A 22,057-nucleotide genomic window follows, 5' to 3' on the forward strand; every position below is an offset into this window, starting at 1 on the left:
GTCTTTCTCTTACATGTAAATTGTTTTAAAGAGTTCAAAAAAGCGTGCGTTTTGCTCTGGTGTTCCGATAGTGACACGAATAGCATTCATACCATACGATCCTAAATTTCTAACGATTATACCCTTTTCCATCAACTTTTGCGCAATGGTGCCCGAGTTTTTACTCGCATCAAATTCTAAAACGATAAAGTTGGTATAACTCTCAATCACTTTAAATCCAAGCTCTTTCGCAAACGCCTCATACACGCTCATCTGCTCAAAATTTTCTTTCACCGAAGCATTCACAAACGCTTCATCACTGAGTGCCACAATCGCAGCTTTGAGCGTCAAATTGGTGATATTAAACGGTGCGCGAAGTTTCAAAAACGTTTGAATGATCTCAGGCTGTGCAATGCCATACCCACAACGCATGCCACCCAGTCCATACGCTTTGGAAAAGGTGCCTGTGTAAATGGCATTGGGGTATTTGGTGATGAGTTCTTGGGCATCAATATTTTTAGCCGGATCTTTAAAGCGTGCGTACTCTAAATAAGCGGCATCAACCACCACTAACGTCTCTTTGTCAATCTGATCTAAAAAGGCATACACCTCTTTGGCATCCAAGCACTCACCTAAGGGATTGTTCGGAATACAGAGCATAATGATCGAAATATCGTTATTGGCTTTGTAAATCTCAAGCATCTCTTTCAAATTGTGCTGAGCCGAAGGGGTTCTAAGCACTTTTGCCCCTGTTTGAAGCGCATAGATCTCATACATGGCAAAGGTAATGCCTGCCATTAACACTTTCGTATTCGCATTGGCTTTAGCGTGAATTGCGATCTCAATGACTTGATCACTTCCTGAACCGATAATAATATTTTTATCTTCAACATAGTATTTGTGCGCCAACGCCTCTTTGAGTTCATACATACTATCATCCGGATAGCGGTTCATATGGATCGCTTCCGCGCGTACCGCTTCAATCACTTTGGGGCTACACCCTCTTGGATTCTCATTGCTCGCTAGTTTAATCACATCATTGGCTTCAATGCCATACTCACGTACCACAAGTTCAATCGGCTTGCCCGCTTCGTACGTTTTTAAATTTGCTAAAACACCGTTAAATTGCATTCATCATCCTCCACAAATATAGCTTCCAAGCCATTTAATATCGTATCTATCCCTGTTCTCTTCGATCACTTTTTGGACATTTTCATCATCTATGTGCCCCTCAAAATCCATGTAAAAAATGGATTGAAACCCTTTGTCTTTCGTTGGGCGCGACTCAATCTTCGTCAGATTCACTTTTTGATCTTGAAAGGTTTGCAAAAACTCCACAAGACCGCCTGGTTTATCATCGGTCTTTGCTAAAATGGAGGTTTTATTATGAATCCCTTTTTTATTTTTAAAGTCGCTCAAAATCAAAAAGCGTGTTTGGTTTGCCATATTGTCTTCAATTTTTTCAAACAGAATAGGCAGATTCGATAATTTAGCAGCAATGTGCGAGCAAATCGCCGCAGCATCGTGATCTTCACTCGCTTTTTTCGCCGCTTCTGCCGTTGATTTGGTGGGGATAAACTCTACGCCTAAGAGCATATGCTCTTCTAAAAATCTTCGACATTGATTGTAACCTTGTGGATGCGAGTAGATGCGTTTCACTTTTTTAATATCCTCACACACCGTAGCAAACGAGTGGTGGATGTCCATGTACAGTTCTGCGACAATTTTTGAGCTAAATTTTCCTAAACAATCCAGTGTCGTACCCACGGCACCTGCGGTGTTATTTTCCACAGGAACTACGCCGTATTTTGCTTCACCATTTTCCAAGACATGAAACACCGCTTCGATAGAACTGACTTCAATATAACTGCCCATCGCGCCAAAACGACTCTCTGCAGCTTGATGCGTGTAACTGCCTTCTGGTCCCATAAATGCGATTTTCTCAGGAAATTCTAGATTGCGGCTTACGGCAAAAACTTCTAAAAAAATTGCGTCAATCGCTTTTGTGTTCAGCGCACCGTTATTGAGCGCTTTAAGACGATCTAAGATCTCTTTTTCACGTTCTGGTCGGTAAATTGCTGTTCCACTGGTTTGTTTGGCACGCCCAATCTCTTTGACCTTTTCCATACGTTCATTGAGCAGTTTTAAGATCTCATTGTCAATCAGATCAATCTCTTTGCGAAATATATCGATTACCTGCATGATGTGCCTTTCCTATGGAATAACTCACAGATATGCTCGTTCTAATGCAATCACATCTTCAAAGCTTTCACGCTGGCGGATCAAGCGATCTTCGCCGTTTTCAAGTGCCACTTCGGCGACGCGCGTACGTGTGTTGTAATTGCTACTCATTGTAAATCCGTAGGCTCCTGCGCTTTTAACGACCAAAAGGTCATCGTGCTCAAGGGTGGGAAGTGCAATATTTTTCGCAAAAAAGTCGCCACTCTCACAAATAGGACCCACAACATCACACACACTTGTTGCGTGATCTTCTTTGCCTTCAACATTAATGGCATGATACGCTTGGTAAAGACTGGGGCGAATCAGATCGTTCATCGCGCCATCTACGATCACAAAGCGTTTAAACCCATTGTTTTTTTCATACAACACACGCGTTAAAAAGAAGCCACAATCGCCTACCAAATAGCGTCCTGGCTCACACACAAGCGTGATATCAAGCCCTGTGAGGGCTGCAAAAATGGACTGCGCGTACTCATAAAGAGCAATGGTCGTTTCATCTTTGTACTGAATACCAATGCCACCGCCCACATCAAAAAATTTAATCTCTATTTTGAGCGCTTTTAGATTTCGTAATAAATTCGCCAACACCAGTGCCGCTTCTCTAAAAGGCTCCACTTCGGTTATCTGACTTCCAATGTGAAAATGAATACCTACAGGATCGAGTGAAGCGCTGTTTTTGGCATGAATGTACATCCGTTTGGCACTGTCCACATCCACGCCAAATTTATTTTCATGAAGTCCGGTTGAGATATACGGATGGGTTTGGGCATCGATATTGGGATTAACACGAATGCTGATACGTGCAACCACGCCTAGTTTTAAAGCAATCATCTCAACGCGGTTCATCTCCTCTTCACTCTCAAGGTTGATCATCAAAATATCGTTTTGAAGGGCTTCTTCAATCTCTTCATCCCGTTTACCCACACCGCTAAAAATAATTTTGTATTTTGGGATACCTGCGACTAAAGCACGTTTCACTTCGCCAATGGAGACGCAATCGCATCCAGCACCCAGATATGCCATGTGTTTTAAAACGGAAAGATTGGAGTTTGATTTTACGGCAAAACAGATCAATGATTTGCGTGCTTTAAAAACCTCTTTGAGAGCAGAAAATTTTGTGTCGATCGTATCAAAATCATACACGTATAGAGGGGTGCCATATTTGTGTGCCAAAGCTTGGAATTTCGTCATTTTGAACCTTATTAGAGATAACAATAATTTTTTATTCTATCAAAAAGTTCAACAAAAAATGATTAAATTGTGTCCTATTTAGCGTTTAGCGTAAAAATGTAATGCTGTAAAAAATAGCAGAATAATCGGAAGTAAAATAGCAATCTCAGCAAAAATCACGCCATTGGCTGCCAAACGGCTGAGCAAAAAGAGTCCACTCCACACCACAAGGGTGATAAAAGCAAACGAGGAAGCGATCAGCGCCATATTAAAATAGCGACCCATCACAGGTGCTTTATAGTACAAAATGACAATCAAAAATGGGGCAAAAAGTGGGAAAAAAAGTTGGTAGAAAAGTGTCGCTTTGATCTTGTGGGTATTGACCCCTTGGGTTTCAAAAAAAAGCAGCGCATCGATGCCATCGATAATGGAGAGCGCGTATTCGCTCTGATATACATTGTCCATGATCTTCGGTTTAAAATTTTCCATCGCTTTAAGTGTTTCAACACTTTCCGTACGGTATCCTGTATCATCCAGCGAACTGACATGCGGTTTATAAATAATGCTCACTTTTTCTAAAACCCAGTGATTTTGAATAAAGGAGGCCACGGAAGCACGAATGATCTTGGTAAGATCCACACTCTCCACTTCAAAAATCGTGACATCATACGCGACTTGTTTAAGAGGGTCAAGCCGCTTAAAATAGACATACTGGTTATCGTGTTTTAAGAAAAGATCTTCGGAACTGGTGGAGATGCGGTTGTATTTTTTAAGATTGGCACTATACTCGTACGCATAGGCAAACTCGGTACAATTAAGCCCAATGTAGCCCAGCGTTAAAACGAAAGCTGTCAGAAAAAAAGGTCTGATCAAAGAGCGTTTTGAGATACTAGAAGCGTACATACAAATGAGCTCGTTGGATTTGATCATCCCAAAATAGGTCACAACCATTCCAAAAACGATGGAGAGTGGCAGGACATAATTGACCGCATTCATCCCTTGGAAAATCGCGTAAAGTAGCTGTAAATTGGCAGAATCGGGAATGTTATTGTAATTGGTAAGCAGATCAACACCGACATAAAAAAGATCAAGCGCTATGAAAATAACAAAGAAATTTTTGAGATAATTTTTAACAATGTATTTCTCAAAAAGTTTCATACCTTATCCCCATCGCACAGTGTTTGTTTAAGGGCGTATTGTAGCGAAACTTCTTTTAAATCCTGTGAGAGGAGTGCTTGAATGCTTTTCTTTACATGTAAAAGAATTTCAGGTAAAAATTCTCGCTGACACGCTGAAAAATCAGAAAGTACATACTTGGCTACATCGCTTTTATGCAAGGGTTTTCCAATGCCAATGCGCACCCTAATATACTCTGATCCAATGTGTGCATCGATCGATCTTAACCCGTTATGACCGCCATGACCTCCTCCAATTTTAAAACGCAGGGTTCCAAAAGGAAGGTCTAAATCATCATGAATGACAATGATTTGATCGGGTTTAAAGTAATCATCCACCGCTCGAACACTTTCGCCTGAGAGGTTCATATAGGTTGTGGGTTTAAGTAGAAACATGGAAGGGGCTTTAAAAAACTCGCCTTTGAAATTGGTTTTGGTGATTTTTTCGCAAGAAGATTGGTCATCGATGAGTGCATCGATGACCATAAAACCGACATTGTGTCGATTGTTTTTGTACTGTAAGTCTGGATTTCCAAGCCCTACGATCAGTGTCATGATAAGCGTTACTTCGCTTTAATAACTCCGGCAACAGAAACACGTGTCTCATCCATGATGATAACGTTTGCTGGAACGGGGATGTCACGTACGAGAATGGTATTACCAACATCAAGGCCACTAACGTCAACGACGAAGCTGTTTGGTAAATTTTCTGCTGTACATTTAACGGTTAAACGTTTTTTGGATTGAATCAAAACACCTTTGTTTTTTGTACCGATTGGAAGACCTTCAAGGACAACAGGCACTAAATATTTACTAAGAACGCCTGGAAGTGCAATACGCAAATCTACATGTAAAAGATTGCTGTTTACTGGGTCTCTTTGGTAATCTTGGATCACAACATTGTACTCTTTACCCGCAACTTTGACTGGGAAAATAAGCGTCTCTTTACTCTTTGCTGCTTTGATGAATTCGTTTGCTTTAAATGCAGCATTGATGTTTTGTTCACCCTTACCGTAAATGTTAGCAATTAGATATCCATCTCTACGAAGCGCTTTGGTAGCCTTTTTTTCGATACTATCTCTAATGATGCCTTCTAACATAGTTTTCCTTTGTAAAAAATAAGGTGCTAATTGTACATGAGTAAACCTAAAAGCTATATAAAGTCTCTATTTTTTTAAGCTAAGAATGTCTTTGTCGATCTCTTGAAGCTCTTTGATGCTCACACGTGCCTCATCTTTGCGTGTCTCTTTTTGACTTTTATCCGCATCGTAAAAATCCAGTGCCATCGTAAGATCATTGCGACTGGTCGAGGTTTGAATCGCCGCTTCGCGTGAAATCCGATCTTCTGCGTACAATCCTAAAAGGGCTTGATCAAAGGTTTGCGTTTTATACACATCTTTTCCCTCTTTAAGCGCGTCAGGTATCTCGCCCTCACGCCCTTCTAAAATCAACGCTTCAATACGGGCGTTTTTGACCAAAATTTCAACCGCCGCTGTTCGTCCGTTATCGACCGTTTTAACCAAGCGTTGCGCAACAATGCCTTGCAAAACGGACGCCAATGACATCTTGATGCGGTTTTGCTCACTGCCAGGAAACATCCCAATGATACGCCCAACGGTCTCTTTTGCATCCACAGTGTGCAAAGTTGAGAGCACTAAGTGACCCGTTTCGGCTGCGTGCATCGCCGTTTCGATCGTCTCAAGATCGCGCATCTCACCCACCAAAATCACATCAGGATCTTCACGAAGTGCGGCACGAAGGGCATCGGAGAAGGAGATCGCATCTTGCCCGATGGCACGCTGATTGACCACGCACGACTCATCTTTGTAGATAAACTCTACAGGGTCTTCAATCGTGATAATATGCTTTTTTTGCGTCTTGTTGATGCGATTGATCATCGAAGCAAGTGTCGTTGTTTTACCCGATCCCGTAGGTCCAGTAACCAAAATAAGACCGCGAGGAAGATCGCACAGTGTGTTCAAAATAGCAGGCAAATGAAGCGATTCAATCGTAGGAAGAACCATTGGAATCGTTCTAAAAACCGCGGAGACACCATCGACTTGAAAAAACATATTGACACGAAAACGGTACTCATCGTTGAGCTTAAAGGTAAAGTCAATGTTTTTCTTCTCAACCAGCTCTGGAAAACGACTTCGTAAGAGCTCTTTGGCAAGTGTTAGTCCATCTTGATACCCAAGTGCCTCTTTCGAAAAGGAGACAATTTCACCATTAATACGCCCTCGAATGGTCGTTCCGGTCTTTACATGTAAATCACTTCCCTTGTGTTCAACCAGCTTACTGAGGTAAAACTTCAGCTTTTTGGTCATCTCAAATGTGAGTTCGCTTACATTGACTTCAACTGCTGCCATTGGGCATCCTTTGTCTATTTGAGTTCGTTTAAAATCTCTACAAAAGCTTCTTTAAAGGCACGTAAACCCTCATCCATCAATTCATCACAGACGGTGTTCATATCGATACCATTGGCCTCTACGGAGTGAAAAAAGTTCTCAATCCAATCGGATCTAAGCTCGATGGGCTTGCACGCTTTGGAAGAGCCAATGAAGGCTTTAATCGTTGCAAGCGGTGCGGTATTGATCGAATTTTCGAGAAAAAGCTCTTTAATGTAATAATCAGGACTGAGCTTATCGCCTTTAACGCCCGTACTTGCAAACAACGCCCTGACATTGGCTAATTTTGCATTTTCAATCAGCGCATAACATCGCATCGCGTTCATAATGCCCACGCGCGCTGTTACAAAATCTATTTTGGCAAGCTGCTCATCCAACTTACGATCAAAACGACTGACAAAGATACTGATGACCGCTTGAGGAAGTTTTTTAACCCCTTTTTCGACTAACGTTTTATTCGCGCTGCCAAAGGCTTTGAGGCACTCTTGGGTTTGGGTATCGGAAAAAATGAGGGTTGCATTGACATTAATGCCTTCGCTCAACAACGCTTCCATCGCACTAAAACCAGCCTCCGTCGCAGGGACTTTGATCATCACATTCGGGTAACCAATTGCTTTAAAAAGGCGTTTACCCTCTTCGACAGTTGCTTCCGCATCATCGCACAAAAAAGGATCCACTTCGATGCTGATAAAACCATCGTCACCTTTTTCATACGAATTCAAAAGTTTTTTAGCAGCGAGTTGAATGTCGCTAATTGCCAGTGCTTCGTACATCTCTTTGGCCGATTTGCCTTGAAGTTTGGCTTTATCTTCCGCATACGCAGGTGAGCCTAAAAAGGCAGCTTGAAAAATCGAAGGATTACTCGTTGCAGCATTGACGATATTTTTTTCAATCAACTCACCAAATTCACCCTCAAGGAAGCTTCGCTCCACAAAATCACACCATAACGAAAATTTCAGTTCATTGTTATACATTATTGGACTCTTTTAAATAAATTGGAGAAGATTGCGCATATCTTTCTCATCGATAATCACATTGGCAGCATTTTTCAAAATCGGTTTGGCGCAAAAAGCTACTTTCTTCGCCGCACGTTCAAACATGGAGATGTCATTCGCGCCATCACCCACGGCAATCGTGTTTTCATAGCTTACATGTAAAAGATTTTGCAGGCGTTTTAGCATATCACCTTTGGAAAAACCAAACATCATGTCGCCACCGACCAGTCCACTTAAGTGACCTTCTTTTACATGTAAAACATTGGCAAAATCCGCATCAAACCCTAAAATCGCTTTCGCAGGGGTTGTGGCAATGCGAAAACCTCCGCTAAAAACCACTACCGTATACCCTTTGGCTTTAAGTCCTGCGATTGCCTCTTTGGCACCATTCATCAAAGGTAAGCAAGCGCACATCTCTTCTGCAATTTTGGCGTCCATCCCTTTTAAAAGCCCCACGCGCGTGCTCAAACTCTCGAAAAAATCAAGCTCTCCGCGCATCGCAGCTTCGGTTATCGTTGAAACCTCTTTTTCGACCCCATGCGCTTTGGCTAGAAAATCGATGGTCTCGCCATCCATCAGCGTTGAGTCAAAATCAAACACACACAACTTCATCCAAATTGCTCCTTGTGATTCTTAAGGCACTTATTATAGCAGTATCTTGCTTAGGCAATAAAACAGTAAACGATTACCTCTTTTTCGGCGTTTAAGTTATAATACGCCAAAGTTCACCCAAATGGATAAACGCAATGATTGAAAATTTTATCGAAAAATTAAAGCATGACACCTTTTTGACGCTTGAGACAACACCGATGCACGAGCCAACGTTTGAGCCGATTATTGAAAAAATTGCAGCTTTGGGTCTGGATAAAATCGTGGATGGCTTTAGCACCACCGACAACCCGCTCGCACGTCTGAAATTCAATGCCCTTTTTGGCGCGCTCAAACTTCAAACCCAGTTTCATAAACCCGTCATCGCGACAATGAGCATGCGAGATCGCAATAAAGTCGCCTTACAATCGGACCTTTTGGGTGCCAACGGATTTGATCTGCGCACGATTTTAGCCCTTACGGGTGATCCTGCCAGTGCCAGTGATCAACCTGCAGTTAAAGGGGTTTTTGAAGGTAACAGTACGCTTCTTTTAGAGATCATTCAGTGCTTTAACGCAGGCATTGACTACTCGGGAAAGCCGTTTAAAACGCAACCCAAACCCATTTACTCCTTTACCGTTTGCAACGCCCATGCCAATACGCCTAAAAACTTGATGAAAAAGATGGCAACAAAGATCAAACATGGCGCCGTTGGCATCATCACCCAGCCTGTTTACAGCGTTGAAAATGCGAAAATGCTTTTAAACTTGCTTAAAGATGCTAAAGCCGAGATCAACAAAGAGCAGAGCCAAGCGCAACTGATTTTAGGATTTTTCCCGATTATTAAACTGCGTACCGCTCAATTTTTGAGTGCGCACGTTCCGGGCATTCACGTGCCTTCTGTTTGGATGGATAAACTTTCTCACGCTAAAAAAATCAGTGAAGAAGAAGAGAAAAAAGTGGGGTTTGAACTCTCGTTAAATGCCTTTTTAGAGCTTAAAAAGATTCATCCAAAGATTCATATGATGAGTGCCAATAACTTTGAATTGGTCGCCGATTTGGTGAAGTATTAAGGTTTACATGTAAAGCGCCAAACCGCTTGATTTGGCGCTTTATGAAGGTTTAGAAATCGCGTTTTAAGAGCTGTTCGACTTTGAGAATCGTCAAGATATTTTCATCCCGCATTCCAATGCCATACACCATCCCTTTTTCCGCATGAATTGTCTCAGGTGGTGGTCCAATACGACTGCTTTTAATGCGAATCGCTTCTGTGAGACGATCGATCACAAAACCTGCGGTATTGTCCACCCCTTTCATCACAATGTAGCGCGTATCTTCTGTCACTTTTGCCGGGTCCATTTTGAACTTGCTTCTAAGATCGATCAAGGGAATGACACTTCCACGAAGATTAAAGACACCCAAAATATAGGTTGGTACACTAGGAACCCTCGTGTATTCAATCGGTTTAATAATCTCTTGAATGCTTAAAATAGGCACCGCATACTCTTCTTGTCCTATAATAAATCCGACCAGTTGAATAACATCATCCTCTTTTTTGTGCGGCTCATCAACTTGTTGTTGCTGTTTTTTAAGAATTTGATTGAGTTTATCATTCATCGTTTTGCCCCACTTATAGTTTTATATTTTTTCGTACAACACTCTCAAGGTATTCAGGAGAGTATGGTTTGGTGATGTATTCACTCATACCTGATTCAACGCCTCTGAGTCTGTCTGATTTGGACGTACGGGATGTTACGGCAATGAGTGGCAGGTTTTTATATTTTGAATATTTACGAATTTCACCCGCAAGCGTGTATCCATCCATACGTGGCATCTCAATATCAATTAAGACCGCATCAATGCTGTATTCAGCCGATTTGAGCATGTTGAGGGCTTCTTGACCATTGCTGGCTTCAAGCACTTTAACCCCAATGGGCTCCATTGATTTTTTCATGATATTACGATCCATGGCACTATCATCCACCGCTAAAACAATGTAGTCGCTTGGTACGGTTTTGGTTTTTACGACCGCTTCTGCACTCGCACGAATATCAACCGTGATGCCCTTTGCAAGGTTCATCAGAGCAGCCACATCGACGATCAATGTCACACGTCCATCACCCCTGATCGTAGCACCTGCAATGCCTTCAATGCCTTGGAGATAATCACCCAAAGATTTAATAACAATCTCTTCTTGCCCCACCAAAGTATCAACCACAACGCCCAGTTTAGACTCTGCAAGCCCAATGACAACCACATAGGTATGCTCACCACCTTCGTACACCTGTTTAACACCAAAGATGTCTGAGAGGCGCACCAAAGAGAGCACTTCATCACGAAGTCTGAGAACGTTTTTTCCTTCAATTGTATAAATCTCATCCAGTGGGATACGAACCGTTTCCAAAACAGATGCTAATGGAATCGCATAGTACTCCTCTTGCGCGCCAACCAGCAAGGCTTGAATAATGGCGAGAGTCAAAGGAATTTTGAGTTTAATCACCGTACCATGCCCCACTTCGCTGTCGACATCAATAATACCGTTGAGTTTTTCAATGTTGGTTTTAACAACATCCATGCCCACACCACGACCTGAAACGTTTGTCACAACTTTGGCCGTTGAAAGCGATGGTCTAAAGATCAACGCAAAGGCTTCTTTGTCGGTCATCGCGTCCGCTTCTCTCTCGGTGATCATCCCTTTTTCAACTGCTTTTGAGCGTAACAGATCCGGATCAAGCCCTTTACCATCATCGGTGATCTCAATAACAATGTGATTGCCCTCATTGTACGCTTTAAGCTGAATAAGTCCCATCTCAGCTTTGCCATTGGCACGTCTGGTTGCACCATCTTCAATACCATGATCGCATGAGTTACGAATAATATGGACCAGTGGATCACCAATCTCTTCCACGATGGACTTATCAAGCTCGGTCTCTTCACCTGAAATTTCAAGCTCGATCTGCTTTCCAAGTTCACGAGAAAGATCGCGTACCATTCTTGGGAATTTATTGAAAACTTTCGCAATTGGAAGCATTCTGGTTTTCATAACCGCAATTTGAAGATCGGTTGTGACAAGTGAAATCGATGAAACGACTTGGTTTAACTCTTCTAAAAACTTCTCACCCTCATAACGCTCTTCAACGTCGTCGTAAATTTTTAAAAGTCGGTTTTTACCCAAAACCAACTCACCGATCAAGTTCATTAAATGGTCAAGGCGTTTCACCTCAACGCGAATGGTTTGCTCCATCGCACTGGCTGACTCTTTTTTAGCTGGCGCATTGGCTTCAGCTGAAGCACGTTTTGCAGCTACAGGTTCAGCCGCCGCTTTTGGTGCTATTTCTTCATCGTTATCTTTCAAACTCTCAAACGATGGTGTCGGTACAGCAGCAGCTTTAGTAGCACTGGTATTTTCTTTGCGTTTGCGATCTTCTTCTTTACGCATTTTTAAAAGACGCTCAATTTCGTCTTCGACCTCTTTGTCGCTTAATTTGGAGTAGTCGGTATTATCATCTTCTTCGTACGTAGGGGTTGGAGACTCATCCACTTCCTCTGCTGTTACAACAACATTTGCAGCAGCTTCACCATTAGAGATAATGTCTAAACGACGGCAAATATCAGTAATGTCAATCCCCACAGAGGTGTCATTTCCCGAGTCACGAATGGCATGAAGCAAACTTTTCATCAAATCGATGGACTCCAAAACCACATCCATCACTTCAGGTGTGAGTTTTAAATCCCCATGGCGTGCTTTATTTAAAACATCTTCCATGTGGTGTGTTAAGCCTGTTAAAATGTCAAAATTTAAAAAGGATGATGACCCTTTAATCGTATGTGCTACCCTAAAAATACTGTTGAGCAATTCCAAATCATCAGGATTGGATTCGAGCTCTACTAAGTTTTGATCAAGTTGTTCAATAAGTTCGAACGCTTCAACCAAAAAATCTTCTAAAATTTCTTGAATATCTTCCATCGTTCTACCCCTATTGTGCTGTTTTCACGTGTGATTTGATGATTTTAGAGACTTCTTTGTAAAACATTGATGCATCAAATTTCGCTAAATAGGCTTCACCGCCCGCCTCTTTACCCCTGATCTCGCTAAAATGATCGCTAATAGAAGAGTTAAAAACAATCGGAATATTTTTAAACCGAGCATCCTCTTTCACACTCGCTGCAAAGTGAAATCCATCCATTTGAGGCATTTCAACATCACTGATAATAATCTTAACCTCATCCGTTAATCGATCACTGTAGGTCGCATAAAGCTCATTAAGCCTTTGCATCCCTTCAATACCATCTTTGGCTTCCACGACGTGCATTCCCATTTTTTTAAGAACATCACTGACAAGCTTTCGAGCCGTCATACTGTCATCCAAAATCAGTGCTGTTCCTTCAATTTTCGCAATTTGATCATCATTAAGATCCATCTTAGGCTGATAAATTCCCAAAGCTTGAACCACGCTCTCAAGATCTAAGATCAAAAGCACATCGTCGTTTTCAATACGCGTTACACCCGTAATCTGACTCTTATCCAGTGAGCCCATGCCCGCAACAAACGATGCTGGCTCAATATCTTTCCAGCTGATACGGCGAATGCGTTTGGCTTCATGAACCACAAAGCCGATCAAAATATCGCTAAACTCCGTAATGATAATACGAGGTTTAATCGATCCATCATCCGGCTCTTTAATGTTCATCCATTTTGCAAGATTCACCACAGGAATTACGATTCCACGAAGGTCAAAAATCCCCTCGATATAATCAGGAACGCCTGGAAGCTCTGTTAAATTAGGAATTTTGATGATTTCGCGCACTTTGGCAACGTTCACACCATAAATTCCCTCATACACACCGTTTTCTTCCTTTTTAAAAATACGGAAGTCCACCAGCTCCATTTCATTAGAGCCTACTTTTAAAATACTCTCTTTAGCCATTGCAGCCCCTTAGTTGCTTTTGCGCAAATTCTGTCTCTGAGGAAGATTGTACACTAAAGTAACTTTGATTGCACGCAAAAGAAGAAAAATTAATGTAATGCACGCCAGAGACCATAAAATCGACATTCTGATGGTAATGTCCCTCTGCAATAACGTCCGTTTTGGGGTAAAAATGAAGCTTGCGTTGTATTTGCGTTGCAAAATGCTCGATGGTCTTGCACAATTTTTTCGTGCGTTGGTCTTTTTGGATCTTTTTGGAGATTGCATGATCCCACGCTTCATCCAAGAAATTCAAGATTTTTAAGACACTTTGATTGCGGATTGCTTTAGTATAAATACGGTTAAGGAGCGTTCCATATTTATCACCATGCAACAACAAGCAGGTTTTGCCACTGGGAAGTTTACATGTAAGCGGTTGTGCTTCTAAAGGAATGACCTTTACATGGTTAAAGAGTTTGGAGAGATCAAAGTCATGATTGCCCTCAAAATAGTAAACCTCACAGTGTTTTCCAAGCGCCTCAATCAGATCAATATAGCCTTGGTATTGTTTGACGCCATACGCAACACTGCCCACCAAAAGGTCGAACATGTCGCCCATTAAAAAGAGTTGGGGTGGAGGATTTTGCTTTACATGTAAAAGAAAATCAAAGAAGAAAGAGCGCTCATCTGAGTCATGCGCATCGGCAATAAAAAGCGCTCCTTCTTGGATGATAAGATTAGGGGACATAGGCGATAATAGGGATTCCTGCGGACTCTTCAAAACCGCACATTAAATTTGCATTCGCGACCGCTTGAGAGGACGCACCACGCAAAAGGTTGTCGATGCTCGATGAGACAAAAATGGATCTGCCTTTTTGGCTCACAAAAATATCGCAAAAGTTCGTTCCAGCCGTTGATTTAATATCGACAGGTACTTCACGGATACGCACAAAATGCTCGTTTTTGTAAAAGGCGTGAAGAATGGCTTTGGCATCAATCACTTCATTCGTTTGTAAATACGAACTCACCAACATGCCACGACTCACAGGCAATAAATGCGGTATAAAATTGACTTCAAACGGATGTCCACTCACAAGGCGTAATTTTTCAGCGATCTCGGGCTCATGGCGATGTTTGAGAGGATTGTACGCAAAGATATTTTCATTGATCGTGACAAAATGCGCTGTAAGGCTTGGCTTTTTGCCCGCACCGGAGACACCGCTTTTCGCATCGATGAAGATAGGCGCTTCTTGATTGAGATAATTCAAAAACGGCAAAATACCCAAAATCGAAGCGGTCGGATAACACCCTGGATTGGCAATCAGATTCGCCTCTTTGATTTTGGCGCGATTGATCTCAGGAAGCCCATACACTGCCTCGTTTAGATGCTCTTTATCTTCATGCTCGCAATAATGTTTCTCATAGGCTTCCAGCTCCAAACGATAATCTGCTGAGAGGTCCACCACCTTTACATGTAAATCCAAAAGCTCTTTGGCAAACCCCATCGCTGCTTTGTGCGGAAGCGCTAAAAAAGCGAGTTTGGCGTGTTTGGCGACTTCTGCAGCATCGGCTTTTAAAACCTCTTGCTCAAAAACGCCCAATAAGCTTGGATGCAATTCGCTCGCTTTCATGCCACCTTCCGTGGTTGCAATGTAGCTGATGTTAAAATGGGGATGGTTGATCAAAATTTTGATCAGCTCTAGCCCAGTATAACCGCTTGCTCCAATGATGGCTACGTCTATTTTTGACATCTTATCCCTCGAAATTGATCTTACGGTATGCGACTTCTAAAATCTCATACTCTTGTTTGCCTGAAGGCAGTTTGATGGTCACTTCTTCACCCTCTCCTCGCCCCATTAACTGAATCGCTAAAGGTGAATAGTACGAAATGAGCCCACGGTCCGGATTGCTCTCGGTACTTCCCACGATGGTGTACGTCACCTCTTCGTTGGTCTCTAAGTTTTCCAACATAATGGTCGAGCCAAAGCGAATTTTTTCATGCTCATACGAAGTCGGGTCAATCACTTGCGCGCGCGAGACCAAATCGCTAAGCTCGCCAATACGCCCATCAATAAACGCTAAACGCTCTTTGGCTGCGTGGTACTCCGCATTTTCTTTTAAATCGCCGTGACTTCGTGCGATATCAAGCTCAATAACCGTCTCAGGCCGTTGCTTTTTTTTAAGATCATTGAGTTCATTCATCAATTTTTTGTAACCGTATTCGGTCATTGGTTCTTTTGCAGTGCTCATTCTTTACTCCTTATCTCTTCTATTATCTTCATTATGCTTATCATTGCCTCTTGACTGCCATGCCCCAGTATCTTCCTAAGCTCGGTGATACGGCTAAAAAATGCTTCTCTGTCCACATTTTCATATGCCTCAAACAGACGTTGCGCATGCACCTCTTCTTGCAACAGTTCCTCATGTAACGGCTCTTTGTTTTCAAAATCAAAAATGATGTTGGCAAGACCTACATGTTTGAGTTTCACAAACTGCTTCGCGATCCAATAATCCAGCGCTTTGGCTTTGTACGCCAAAACAAACGGAACGCCTACGAGTGCTGCTTCAAGCGTCGCCGTTCCGGAACAGACAAACGCAAACTCACTGCGCTCTAACGCCTCGTAGGTGTTACGACAGATCTTAAAGTCATGAATATCGCCATAAATCTCTGCAATTTCACGGTAATCATAATGTGCTGGAATCACCAGCCACTTCTCTTTCCCCTCGATTTTAGAAGCCAACTCCTTATAAATCGGAAAAAGACTGCGAATCTCACTCTTACGACTCCCTGGGAAAAAAGAAACAATCCCCGTCTCTTCATAGCGCAGTTTAAACAGAGGAATTTCATCGAGCAATGGGTTTCCCACATAGGTTGCTTTGGTGTAAAACTGCTGTTCAAACGGGAAAATGGAAGCTAACACGGTGCAGTATTTCTCCATCGCTTCCACACGTTTGGGTTTCCATGCCCACACTTTTGGCAAGATATAATAGATAATTTCAACATTGGGATTGATCGTTTTAATCGCTTTTGCCAAAGGCAAATTAAATGCAGGTGAGTCGATGAGCAGCACTTTGTCCACAAAAAAACTCATTCGCGCCATAATCTTGATCGCCTTTTTGGCTTTGCGAATTTTTGGCAGCGCATCTAAAAATCCCATGATCGAAAAAGCACGACTGGGCATCAAAGGTTTTCCAAAGCGCTCATCAAAAATGCCATAAATTTCACACCGCTCAAGGGCGTTTAAAATGGGTTCTAAGTGTAAATTGGCAGATGGCTCTAAGGCGGAGACAAGTAATTTCAAAATAGCACCTTTTGTATTCTATTACACGAAGTCTATACAAAAATCTCTTAAAAGTATAAGTCAGTTTCGTTATAATGTTTTAAAAAAAGTAGGCATTTTCAATGAAACGTATTTTAATTACCAATGATGATGGCTTTGAAAGTCCTGGACTTCACGCCCTTGCTCGCGCACTTCGTCCTTTAGGTCATGTCACCATTGTAGCCCCCACTTCTGAAAAATCCGCATGCGGACACTCCCTTACCCTCACGCGTCCGCTTCGCTTTGTTGCGCTTGGTGATGATTTTTACAAACTTGATGATGGCACCCCCACGGACTGTATTTATCTCTCACTCAACGCTCTTTTTGAAGGCGAAAGCAAACCTGATTTGGTCGTGAGTGGCATCAACAAAGGCTCCAATTTGGGCGAAGACATCACGTATAGCGGAACAGCGAGTGCGGCAATGGAAGCAGCCCTTCATGGTGTTCCCTCTATTGCTATCTCTCAAGTTTATACGGGTGGCCCTCAAAACATCGAGCTAACCCACGGCTATGATCTCGCCGAGCGAACCGTACATGATCTTGCTAAACGCATTTTAGATGGTACCTTTCCTCTTGCAGAGCGTCGCTTTTTAAATGTCAACATTCCCGCTCTCAAACCCGAAGAGTGCAAGGGCTACAAGATCACCCGTGCAGGTTACAGAATGTATGGCAATGACGCGCATCTGCACCGAAACCCAAGGGGCGAAGAGTACTACTGGCTTGGTGTGCATACGCTTGAGTGGAAAAAAGGTGAAATAGATGACTGCGACCTGAGCGCCATCGATGAAGGTTATGTCTCCATCACGCCCATCAAACTCGATATGACTGCCCACGATGAAATTGAAACACTCAAAGAATGGATAAAATAATGGAAGATCGTTACTCTCGTGTCAGACGCGTTTTTGGTGAAGACTTTGAAAAACTCCAAAGCGCCAAAATACTTCTTTTAGGCATCGGCGGTGTCGGAAGCCCGTGTTTAGACGCACTGTACCGCACAGGGGTGAGCGACATCACCATCGTTGATTTTGATACTTACGATGTGACCAATCAAAACAGACAACTAGGTTCGGAAGCCGTCGGCGCAGTCAAAGTCTTGCACATGGCAAGCCTCTATAAAGGTGTGACGCCGATTGTGGCAAAAGTTACTCCTGAATGGGTTGAAAACTTTGACTTTAAACCCTATGACATCGTCATTGACGCTATTGATGACATGGAAGCCAAAATAGCTGTGGCACACAAAGCCCACACCAAACTGCTAAGTTCCGCAGGTGGCGCTAAAAAAATCGACCCCACCAAAATTCACTATGCTCCTATTTGGGACACCTATGGCGATGCACTGGCAAAAAGCTTTCGTGAGGGGCTTAAAAAAACTGGCTTTCAAGGCTCATTCTTAACGGTATTTTCCGATGAAAAGCCGATTTGTAAAGAGATGGGTAGTTTGATGTGCGTGACGGCTTCATTTGGGTTGACGCTCGCTTCATTGGCGATTCGTAAGATTACGGGGAAGATGTAAGCTTGACATGTAATCTAGTCCAACTTTTTATTCTTTGTAGATAATTCGTTATATTAACCAATAAAATCAACGGAAAAATGCCAACAAAATGGGTTTTAGTGCCAAAACTTTAATAATGTATCCCATGTTTCTGCTTACTTATCATATTAATCTAAGCGTCATGCACCACTCTTTATAACCATATCTTGCAAAGCCATTAAAGATGCTTTTGCACAAGCAATGCGTTTGGCAATGTCTTTACCCTCTTTGTCCATAAAATCAATTTGTATTTTGTAAATCAAAGCCTCTCCCATGTAAAAACCAAAGACCAAATATCCCGCATAGAGTTTTGCCTCTTTAGTCTTTTTCCCTGGGTCCAAAGGGTCATTTTCATAAATCAGTAAATCCAAGCGAGGGACATTTTGAGATGAGGCTTCACCAAACTCCTTGGTTAATATATGTTTTACTTCTTCAAGATCTAAAGTCTCAAAAAGTTTTGAAGGTGCGTAGCGTGCTTTTTGTATCTGAAGTTTTAGCTCAACTCCTTTTAAATGCGTCGCTTCTTTAAGCGCATGAATCTGCTCTTGAAAATAGACACGTTCAAAGACAACGACCTCTTTTTGACAACTAAGATTCATGGAGCGAGAACCGCTTTTCGTGAGTTGTGCATAGATGGCGTTTCCCAACACCAATGCCACGACGAGTCCTACAACAATGCTAACTACTTTCAACATCTCTCAACCTTGATTATAAATTTATCTAAAAACTATACCCTCATTATGCACATATGTCAATAATAATCTTTACATGTAAAACATATCTAAGATTGAAATATCTCTTGACATTATGCACATATGTGTATTATAATGCCTGTATCTTATAAGAAATCAGGATGTTCAATGGCTAGAAATCCAAAAGAGCGCATAGTGAGTCACCCTCCTTTGTTTACAACCTTTAAACCTGCAGGTATTGGTGGTATGAAATTAGGGACGGTGACATTGGAACTTGACGAATATGAAGCTATACGATTAGCGGATTATGAAGGTCTTGAGCATGAGCAAGCGTCTGAAGCAATGGGAATTTCACGCTCTACATTTACACGACTTGTAGAGCGTGCTCGTAAAAAATTGGCTTCAATGTTAATCGATGGGTTAAAACTCATGATTGATGGCGGAAGCATCCATTTTAAAGAAAATTTATATCAATGTCTTGATTGCAGCCATTTTTTTAGATCAACAATGCACGAAGAGAAAGAACAGTGTCCCCTGTGTCATAGCGAACACTTAGTTGATTTTGCAAAAGGGTTTGGGCATGGAAGATGTTGCCATAAAAAAGCACATAGAGACGGATGCTAACGTTTTAAAAAATAGGAGTTTACAATGTTTGGAAAAACAAATCGTAACCAATGCGGTAACGGCAATGGGAATGGAAACAGAAGAGGTATCAATGGTAATGGAATCCATGGTGGACGCAATCATGGTGGGGCATTTGGAGCAGGAGGTTTTTGTGTTTGTACAAAATGTGGCACAAAGGTTCCTCACGAAAGAGGCGTCAAATGCACCACGCAAAAATGTCCAGCGTGCGCGCATACGTTAGTAAGAGAAGAACTCTTACATAACCAAGAAAAAGTCATCCAAGCATGAAGATAGCTATAGCCAGTGGCAAAGGTGGAACGGGGAAAACAACCCTTTCCACCAATCTTGCCATGTTTTTAGGAGAACGTGAACGCGTCGTTCTCGTTGATTTAGATGTAGAGGAGCCTAATTCCAATCTTTTTTTAAACGGTGAGTTTTTAAAAAAAGAAGACAAAATGAAGATGATTCCTCAGTGGGAAAGTTCTACGTGTACGCACTGTAATCACTGTGTAGAGATTTGTAATTTTCACGCTTTAATTGCCATTGCTAATGAAATCTTGGTCTTCCCCAATTTATGCCATAGCTGTTATGCCTGTTCTGAGTTATGTCCTACAAATTCACTTCCTATGGAAGCGCAAAAAATGGGTGAGTTAAGCCATTTTCGTACACAACAGATAGATTTCGTAGAAGGGCGTTTAAATATAGGAGAAGAACAAGCTGTCTCACTGATATCACAAACCAAAAAATATGTTGAGAAGTATTTTAGTGATGATACCCTCAAACTATATGACTCACCTCCGGGAACTTCCTGCCCTGTGATTGAGTCCATCAAAGATGCAGATTTTGTCATTTTGGTCACAGAACCGACGCCTTTTGGCTTGCATGATTTAACCCTTGCAGTAGAGACAACCAGAGCGCTAAAGAAAAATTTCGGTGTGGTGATTAATCGTTACGGTATGGGCAATGACGATGTACTAAGTTATTGTGAAAAAGAAGCCATTCCTGTTCTTGCCAAAATACCTCATTCAATCGAAGCTGCCAAGCTCTATTCTCAAGGGAAATTAATTTATAAAGAAATCGAAACATTTAAAGATGAAATGCAAAGCATTGCTTTGTATTTAAAACAATTTTCGAAGGAACGTGCATGATGAAAGAGATTGTTGTCATCTCGGGGAAAGGTGGCACAGGCAAAACTTCTATCACTGCAGCACTCGCTAGCTTGGCAAAAGAGTCATGTATTGTTGTGGATTGTGATGTGGACGCAGCAGATCTGCACCTTTTATTGCAGCCAGATTTTGCCCATCAAGAAGATTTTTACAGTGGTAAAATTGCTCACATTGATAAGACGTTGTGTCGAAATTGTGGTCGATGTGCTGATGTCTGTCGCTTTGATGCGATTGATTTTAAAGAAGGGCATTATGTTATTGATGCACTTTCATGTGAAGGATGCGGATACTGCTCACATGTATGCCGACCTCATGCGATTGTTATGAGTGAGCGTAATGTAGGCTCATGGTATCACTCTCACACAAAATATGGCAATGAGATGATTCATGCAAAACTCAATATTGGCGCTGAAAATTCTGGTAAATTAGTCGCCAAAGTCAAAAAAGAAGGCAAAGCAATAGCCCTTGCAGAAAATAAATCTCTTCTGATTGTCGATGGTTCTCCAGGTATTGGTTGCCCCGTAGTCTCCTCTTTGAGTGGTGCAAACTTTGTCCTACTCGTAACAGAGCCAACGCTTTCGGGACTTCATGATCTAAAAAGAGTCTACGAAGTTGTCAAGCGGTTTCGTATTAAAGCAGGCTGTATCATCAATAAATACGATCTCAATACCACGGTTTGTTCTCAAATAGAACAATTTTTAGAGGAGGAATCTATTTTACATGTAAAGAGTATTCCTTATATGACAGCGTTTTCGCAAGCAATGATCGAAGGGAAAACGGTTACAGAGTACACTGATCCCGTATTAAAAAAATTGCTTGAAGAGAGTTTTGAAACCATTAAACAGACATTAGGAGTCTAACAATGAAAATAGCCTTTACAACCAAAGAACCCACATGGGATTCGATGATGGAAGCACGTTTTGGGCGTGCAGAGTATGTCGTCTTGTATGATGAAGAGAGTGGTGATATCACCATTCACAATAATGCGGATATTGCGGCTCAAGAGCATGGTGCAGGACCAAAAATGGCTCAAGCAATGGCAGATTTGAAAGCAGATGTTATCATTACAGGCAATGGACCAGGAGAAAATGCGCATGCGGTGCTGAGCAAAATGGGAACAACCATCTTTGTAGGTGCTGGCGAGATAAGCGTTAGTGATGCGTATAAAGCGTATCAAGAAAATAGACTTGAGAAATTTTAGTTTATTGAAACCAAATAGTATTCTTACGAAATAGTAAAAAATTTCTGTAAGAACACTCTT

At 41.9% G+C, this 22,057-nt stretch carries 25 protein-coding genes; 8 read left to right on the forward strand and 17 right to left on the reverse strand.

Annotated features, from left to right (window positions below):
* Positions 1–9 precede the first annotated feature (9 nt).
* The 9 genes from hisC to serB form a co-directional block, all read right to left on the reverse strand.
* A complete protein-coding gene (gene hisC, locus JU57_RS07290) occupies positions 10–1,110 on the reverse strand; it encodes a histidinol-phosphate transaminase (protein WP_037958959.1) in 1,101 nt (366 codons plus the stop codon).
* A gap of 3 nt (positions 1,111–1,113) precedes the next feature.
* On the reverse strand, positions 1,114–2,181 hold the full coding sequence (gene pheA, locus JU57_RS07295) for a prephenate dehydratase (protein ID WP_037958963.1): 1,068 nt from the start codon (positions 2,179–2,181) through the stop codon (positions 1,114–1,116).
* 24 nt (positions 2,182–2,205) lie between these two features.
* Positions 2,206–3,411: a diaminopimelate decarboxylase gene (lysA, locus tag JU57_RS07300; RefSeq protein ID WP_037958966.1), complete on the reverse strand. Its 1,206-nt coding sequence runs from the start codon at positions 3,409–3,411 to the stop codon at positions 2,206–2,208.
* 78 nt (positions 3,412–3,489) lie between these two features.
* Entirely contained in the window at positions 3,490–4,548 is a 1,059-nt protein-coding gene (locus tag JU57_RS07305) for an LptF/LptG family permease (protein ID WP_037958969.1), read from the reverse strand.
* Entirely contained in the window at positions 4,545–5,120 is a 576-nt protein-coding gene (gene pth, locus JU57_RS07310; RefSeq protein ID WP_037958971.1) for an aminoacyl-tRNA hydrolase, read from the reverse strand. Before pth ends, JU57_RS07305 begins: the two co-directional genes overlap by 4 nt.
* An 8-nt stretch (positions 5,121–5,128) precedes the next feature.
* Positions 5,129–5,665, reverse strand: coding sequence for a 50S ribosomal protein L25/general stress protein Ctc (locus JU57_RS07315; protein ID WP_037958973.1), 537 nt, complete (start codon positions 5,663–5,665; stop codon positions 5,129–5,131).
* A gap of 66 nt (positions 5,666–5,731) precedes the next feature.
* The gene (locus tag JU57_RS07320; RefSeq protein ID WP_037958976.1) at positions 5,732–6,934 is read right to left on the reverse strand and encodes a PilT/PilU family type 4a pilus ATPase; all 1,203 of its coding nucleotides are present in this window, start codon (positions 6,932–6,934) and stop codon (positions 5,732–5,734) included.
* Positions 6,935–6,948: 14 nt separating this feature from the next.
* Complete coding sequence (locus tag JU57_RS07325) at positions 6,949–7,947, reverse strand: transaldolase (RefSeq protein ID WP_037958978.1); 999 nt, start codon at positions 7,945–7,947, stop codon at positions 6,949–6,951.
* Between the two features lie 12 nt (positions 7,948–7,959).
* Positions 7,960–8,580, reverse strand: a complete 621-nt coding sequence (serB, locus tag JU57_RS07330) for a phosphoserine phosphatase SerB (RefSeq protein ID WP_037958981.1) — start codon at positions 8,578–8,580, stop codon at positions 7,960–7,962.
* Positions 8,581–8,714: 134 nt separating this feature from the next.
* On the opposite strand from serB, the gene JU57_RS07335 reads away from it, so the two are divergent.
* Positions 8,715–9,629 (forward strand): methylenetetrahydrofolate reductase, encoded by a 915-nt coding sequence (locus JU57_RS07335; RefSeq protein ID WP_037958984.1) that lies wholly within the window; start codon positions 8,715–8,717, stop codon positions 9,627–9,629.
* 49 nt (positions 9,630–9,678) lie between these two features.
* Here the strand turns inward: JU57_RS07335 and JU57_RS07340 are convergent, their stop codons facing one another.
* From JU57_RS07340 to lpxB, 7 genes are read right to left on the reverse strand one after another with little or no spacing between them, the layout of a single operon-like run.
* Positions 9,679–10,173 (reverse strand): chemotaxis protein CheW, encoded by a 495-nt coding sequence (locus JU57_RS07340; RefSeq protein ID WP_037958987.1) that lies wholly within the window; start codon positions 10,171–10,173, stop codon positions 9,679–9,681.
* Between the two features lie 13 nt (positions 10,174–10,186).
* Positions 10,187–12,523 carry a chemotaxis protein CheW gene (locus JU57_RS07345; RefSeq protein WP_037958990.1) on the reverse strand — a complete coding sequence of 779 codons (2,337 nt, stop codon included), beginning with the start codon at positions 12,521–12,523 and terminating at the stop codon, positions 10,187–10,189.
* 10 nt (positions 12,524–12,533) lie between these two features.
* Positions 12,534–13,484: a chemotaxis protein gene (locus JU57_RS07350; RefSeq protein ID WP_037959001.1), complete on the reverse strand. Its 951-nt coding sequence runs from the start codon at positions 13,482–13,484 to the stop codon at positions 12,534–12,536.
* On the reverse strand, positions 13,477–14,211 hold the full coding sequence (locus JU57_RS07355) for a UDP-2,3-diacylglucosamine diphosphatase (RefSeq protein WP_037959004.1): 735 nt from the start codon (positions 14,209–14,211) through the stop codon (positions 13,477–13,479). Before JU57_RS07355 ends, JU57_RS07350 begins: the two co-directional genes overlap by 8 nt.
* Positions 14,201–15,214, reverse strand: a complete 1,014-nt coding sequence (gene argC, locus JU57_RS07360; RefSeq protein WP_294876535.1) for an N-acetyl-gamma-glutamyl-phosphate reductase — start codon at positions 15,212–15,214, stop codon at positions 14,201–14,203. Before argC ends, JU57_RS07355 begins: the two co-directional genes overlap by 11 nt.
* 1 nt (position 15,215) lies before the next feature.
* Positions 15,216–15,713 (reverse strand): transcription elongation factor GreA, encoded by a 498-nt coding sequence (greA, locus tag JU57_RS07365; protein ID WP_037959007.1) that lies wholly within the window; start codon positions 15,711–15,713, stop codon positions 15,216–15,218.
* A complete protein-coding gene (gene lpxB, locus JU57_RS07370) occupies positions 15,710–16,765 on the reverse strand; it encodes a lipid-A-disaccharide synthase (protein ID WP_037959010.1) in 1,056 nt (351 codons plus the stop codon). Before lpxB ends, greA begins: the two co-directional genes overlap by 4 nt.
* A gap of 101 nt (positions 16,766–16,866) precedes the next feature.
* Between lpxB and surE the strand changes: the two genes are divergently transcribed.
* Complete coding sequence (surE, locus tag JU57_RS07375; protein WP_037959013.1) at positions 16,867–17,652, forward strand: 5'/3'-nucleotidase SurE; 786 nt, start codon at positions 16,867–16,869, stop codon at positions 17,650–17,652.
* Positions 17,652–18,296 (forward strand): tRNA threonylcarbamoyladenosine dehydratase, encoded by a 645-nt coding sequence (locus JU57_RS07380; protein WP_037959015.1) that lies wholly within the window; start codon positions 17,652–17,654, stop codon positions 18,294–18,296. Before surE ends, JU57_RS07380 begins: the two co-directional genes overlap by 1 nt.
* Before the next feature lie 158 nt (positions 18,297–18,454).
* Here the strand turns inward: JU57_RS07380 and JU57_RS07385 are convergent, their stop codons facing one another.
* Positions 18,455–19,009, reverse strand: coding sequence for a hypothetical protein (locus JU57_RS07385; RefSeq protein WP_037959017.1), 555 nt, complete (start codon positions 19,007–19,009; stop codon positions 18,455–18,457).
* 165 nt (positions 19,010–19,174) lie between these two features.
* On the opposite strand from JU57_RS07385, the gene JU57_RS07390 reads away from it, so the two are divergent.
* Genes JU57_RS07390 through JU57_RS07410 form a run of 5 tightly spaced genes read left to right on the forward strand, consistent with a single transcriptional unit; the run spans position 19,175 to position 21,997 of the window.
* Positions 19,175–19,630, forward strand: a complete 456-nt coding sequence (locus JU57_RS07390; RefSeq protein WP_037959021.1) for a DUF134 domain-containing protein — start codon at positions 19,175–19,177, stop codon at positions 19,628–19,630.
* A 24-nt stretch (positions 19,631–19,654) separates the two neighbouring features.
* On the forward strand, positions 19,655–19,918 hold the full coding sequence (locus JU57_RS07395) for a hypothetical protein (RefSeq protein ID WP_051906704.1): 264 nt from the start codon (positions 19,655–19,657) through the stop codon (positions 19,916–19,918).
* A complete protein-coding gene (locus JU57_RS07400; RefSeq protein ID WP_037959023.1) occupies positions 19,915–20,778 on the forward strand; it encodes an ATP-binding protein in 864 nt (287 codons plus the stop codon). The genes JU57_RS07395 and JU57_RS07400 overlap by 4 nt, the downstream gene beginning before the upstream one ends.
* On the forward strand, positions 20,775–21,656 hold the full coding sequence (locus JU57_RS07405; protein ID WP_294876546.1) for an ATP-binding protein: 882 nt from the start codon (positions 20,775–20,777) through the stop codon (positions 21,654–21,656). Before JU57_RS07400 ends, JU57_RS07405 begins: the two co-directional genes overlap by 4 nt.
* Positions 21,657–21,658: 2 nt before the next feature.
* Positions 21,659–21,997 (forward strand): NifB/NifX family molybdenum-iron cluster-binding protein, encoded by a 339-nt coding sequence (locus JU57_RS07410; protein ID WP_037959026.1) that lies wholly within the window; start codon positions 21,659–21,661, stop codon positions 21,995–21,997.
* The last annotated feature ends 60 nt before the right edge of the window (positions 21,998–22,057 follow it).

This window comes from Sulfurospirillum sp. SCADC, from assembly GCF_000743525.1.
GTDB lineage: Bacteria > Campylobacterota > Campylobacteria > Campylobacterales > Sulfurospirillaceae > Sulfurospirillum.

Coding starts and splice junctions, on each gene's coding strand:
- hisC (WP_037958959.1), bottom strand. CDS start 1,110: ATGCAATTTAACGGTGTTTTAGCAAATTTAAAAACGTACGAAGCGGGC.
- pheA (WP_037958963.1), bottom strand. CDS start 2,181: ATGCAGGTAATCGATATATTTCGCAAAGAGATTGATCTGATTGACAAT.
- lysA (WP_037958966.1), bottom strand. CDS start 3,411: ATGACGAAATTCCAAGCTTTGGCACACAAATATGGCACCCCTCTATAC.
- JU57_RS07305 (WP_037958969.1), bottom strand. CDS start 4,548: ATGAAACTTTTTGAGAAATACATTGTTAAAAATTATCTCAAAAATTTC.
- pth (WP_037958971.1), bottom strand. CDS start 5,120: ATGACACTGATCGTAGGGCTTGGAAATCCAGACTTACAGTACAAAAAC.
- JU57_RS07315 (WP_037958973.1), bottom strand. CDS start 5,665: ATGTTAGAAGGCATCATTAGAGATAGTATCGAAAAAAAGGCTACCAAA.
- JU57_RS07320 (WP_037958976.1), bottom strand. CDS start 6,934: ATGGCAGCAGTTGAAGTCAATGTAAGCGAACTCACATTTGAGATGACC.
- JU57_RS07325 (WP_037958978.1), bottom strand. CDS start 7,947: ATGTATAACAATGAACTGAAATTTTCGTTATGGTGTGATTTTGTGGAG.
- serB (WP_037958981.1), bottom strand. CDS start 8,580: ATGAAGTTGTGTGTGTTTGATTTTGACTCAACGCTGATGGATGGCGAG.
- JU57_RS07335 (WP_037958984.1), top strand. CDS start 8,715: ATGATTGAAAATTTTATCGAAAAATTAAAGCATGACACCTTTTTGACG.
- JU57_RS07340 (WP_037958987.1), bottom strand. CDS start 10,173: ATGAATGATAAACTCAATCAAATTCTTAAAAAACAGCAACAACAAGTT.
- JU57_RS07345 (WP_037958990.1), bottom strand. CDS start 12,523: ATGGAAGATATTCAAGAAATTTTAGAAGATTTTTTGGTTGAAGCGTTC.
- JU57_RS07350 (WP_037959001.1), bottom strand. CDS start 13,484: ATGGCTAAAGAGAGTATTTTAAAAGTAGGCTCTAATGAAATGGAGCTG.
- JU57_RS07355 (WP_037959004.1), bottom strand. CDS start 14,211: ATGTCCCCTAATCTTATCATCCAAGAAGGAGCGCTTTTTATTGCCGAT.
- argC (WP_294876535.1), bottom strand. CDS start 15,214: ATGTCAAAAATAGACGTAGCCATCATTGGAGCAAGCGGTTATACTGGG.
- greA (WP_037959007.1), bottom strand. CDS start 15,713: ATGAGCACTGCAAAAGAACCAATGACCGAATACGGTTACAAAAAATTG.
- surE (WP_037959013.1), top strand. CDS start 16,867: ATGAAACGTATTTTAATTACCAATGATGATGGCTTTGAAAGTCCTGGA.
- JU57_RS07380 (WP_037959015.1), top strand. CDS start 17,652: ATGGAAGATCGTTACTCTCGTGTCAGACGCGTTTTTGGTGAAGACTTT.
- JU57_RS07385 (WP_037959017.1), bottom strand. CDS start 19,009: ATGTTGAAAGTAGTTAGCATTGTTGTAGGACTCGTCGTGGCATTGGTG.
- JU57_RS07390 (WP_037959021.1), top strand. CDS start 19,175: ATGGCTAGAAATCCAAAAGAGCGCATAGTGAGTCACCCTCCTTTGTTT.
- JU57_RS07395 (WP_051906704.1), top strand. CDS start 19,655: ATGTTTGGAAAAACAAATCGTAACCAATGCGGTAACGGCAATGGGAAT.
- JU57_RS07400 (WP_037959023.1), top strand. CDS start 19,915: ATGAAGATAGCTATAGCCAGTGGCAAAGGTGGAACGGGGAAAACAACC.
- JU57_RS07405 (WP_294876546.1), top strand. CDS start 20,775: ATGATGAAAGAGATTGTTGTCATCTCGGGGAAAGGTGGCACAGGCAAA.
- JU57_RS07410 (WP_037959026.1), top strand. CDS start 21,659: ATGAAAATAGCCTTTACAACCAAAGAACCCACATGGGATTCGATGATG.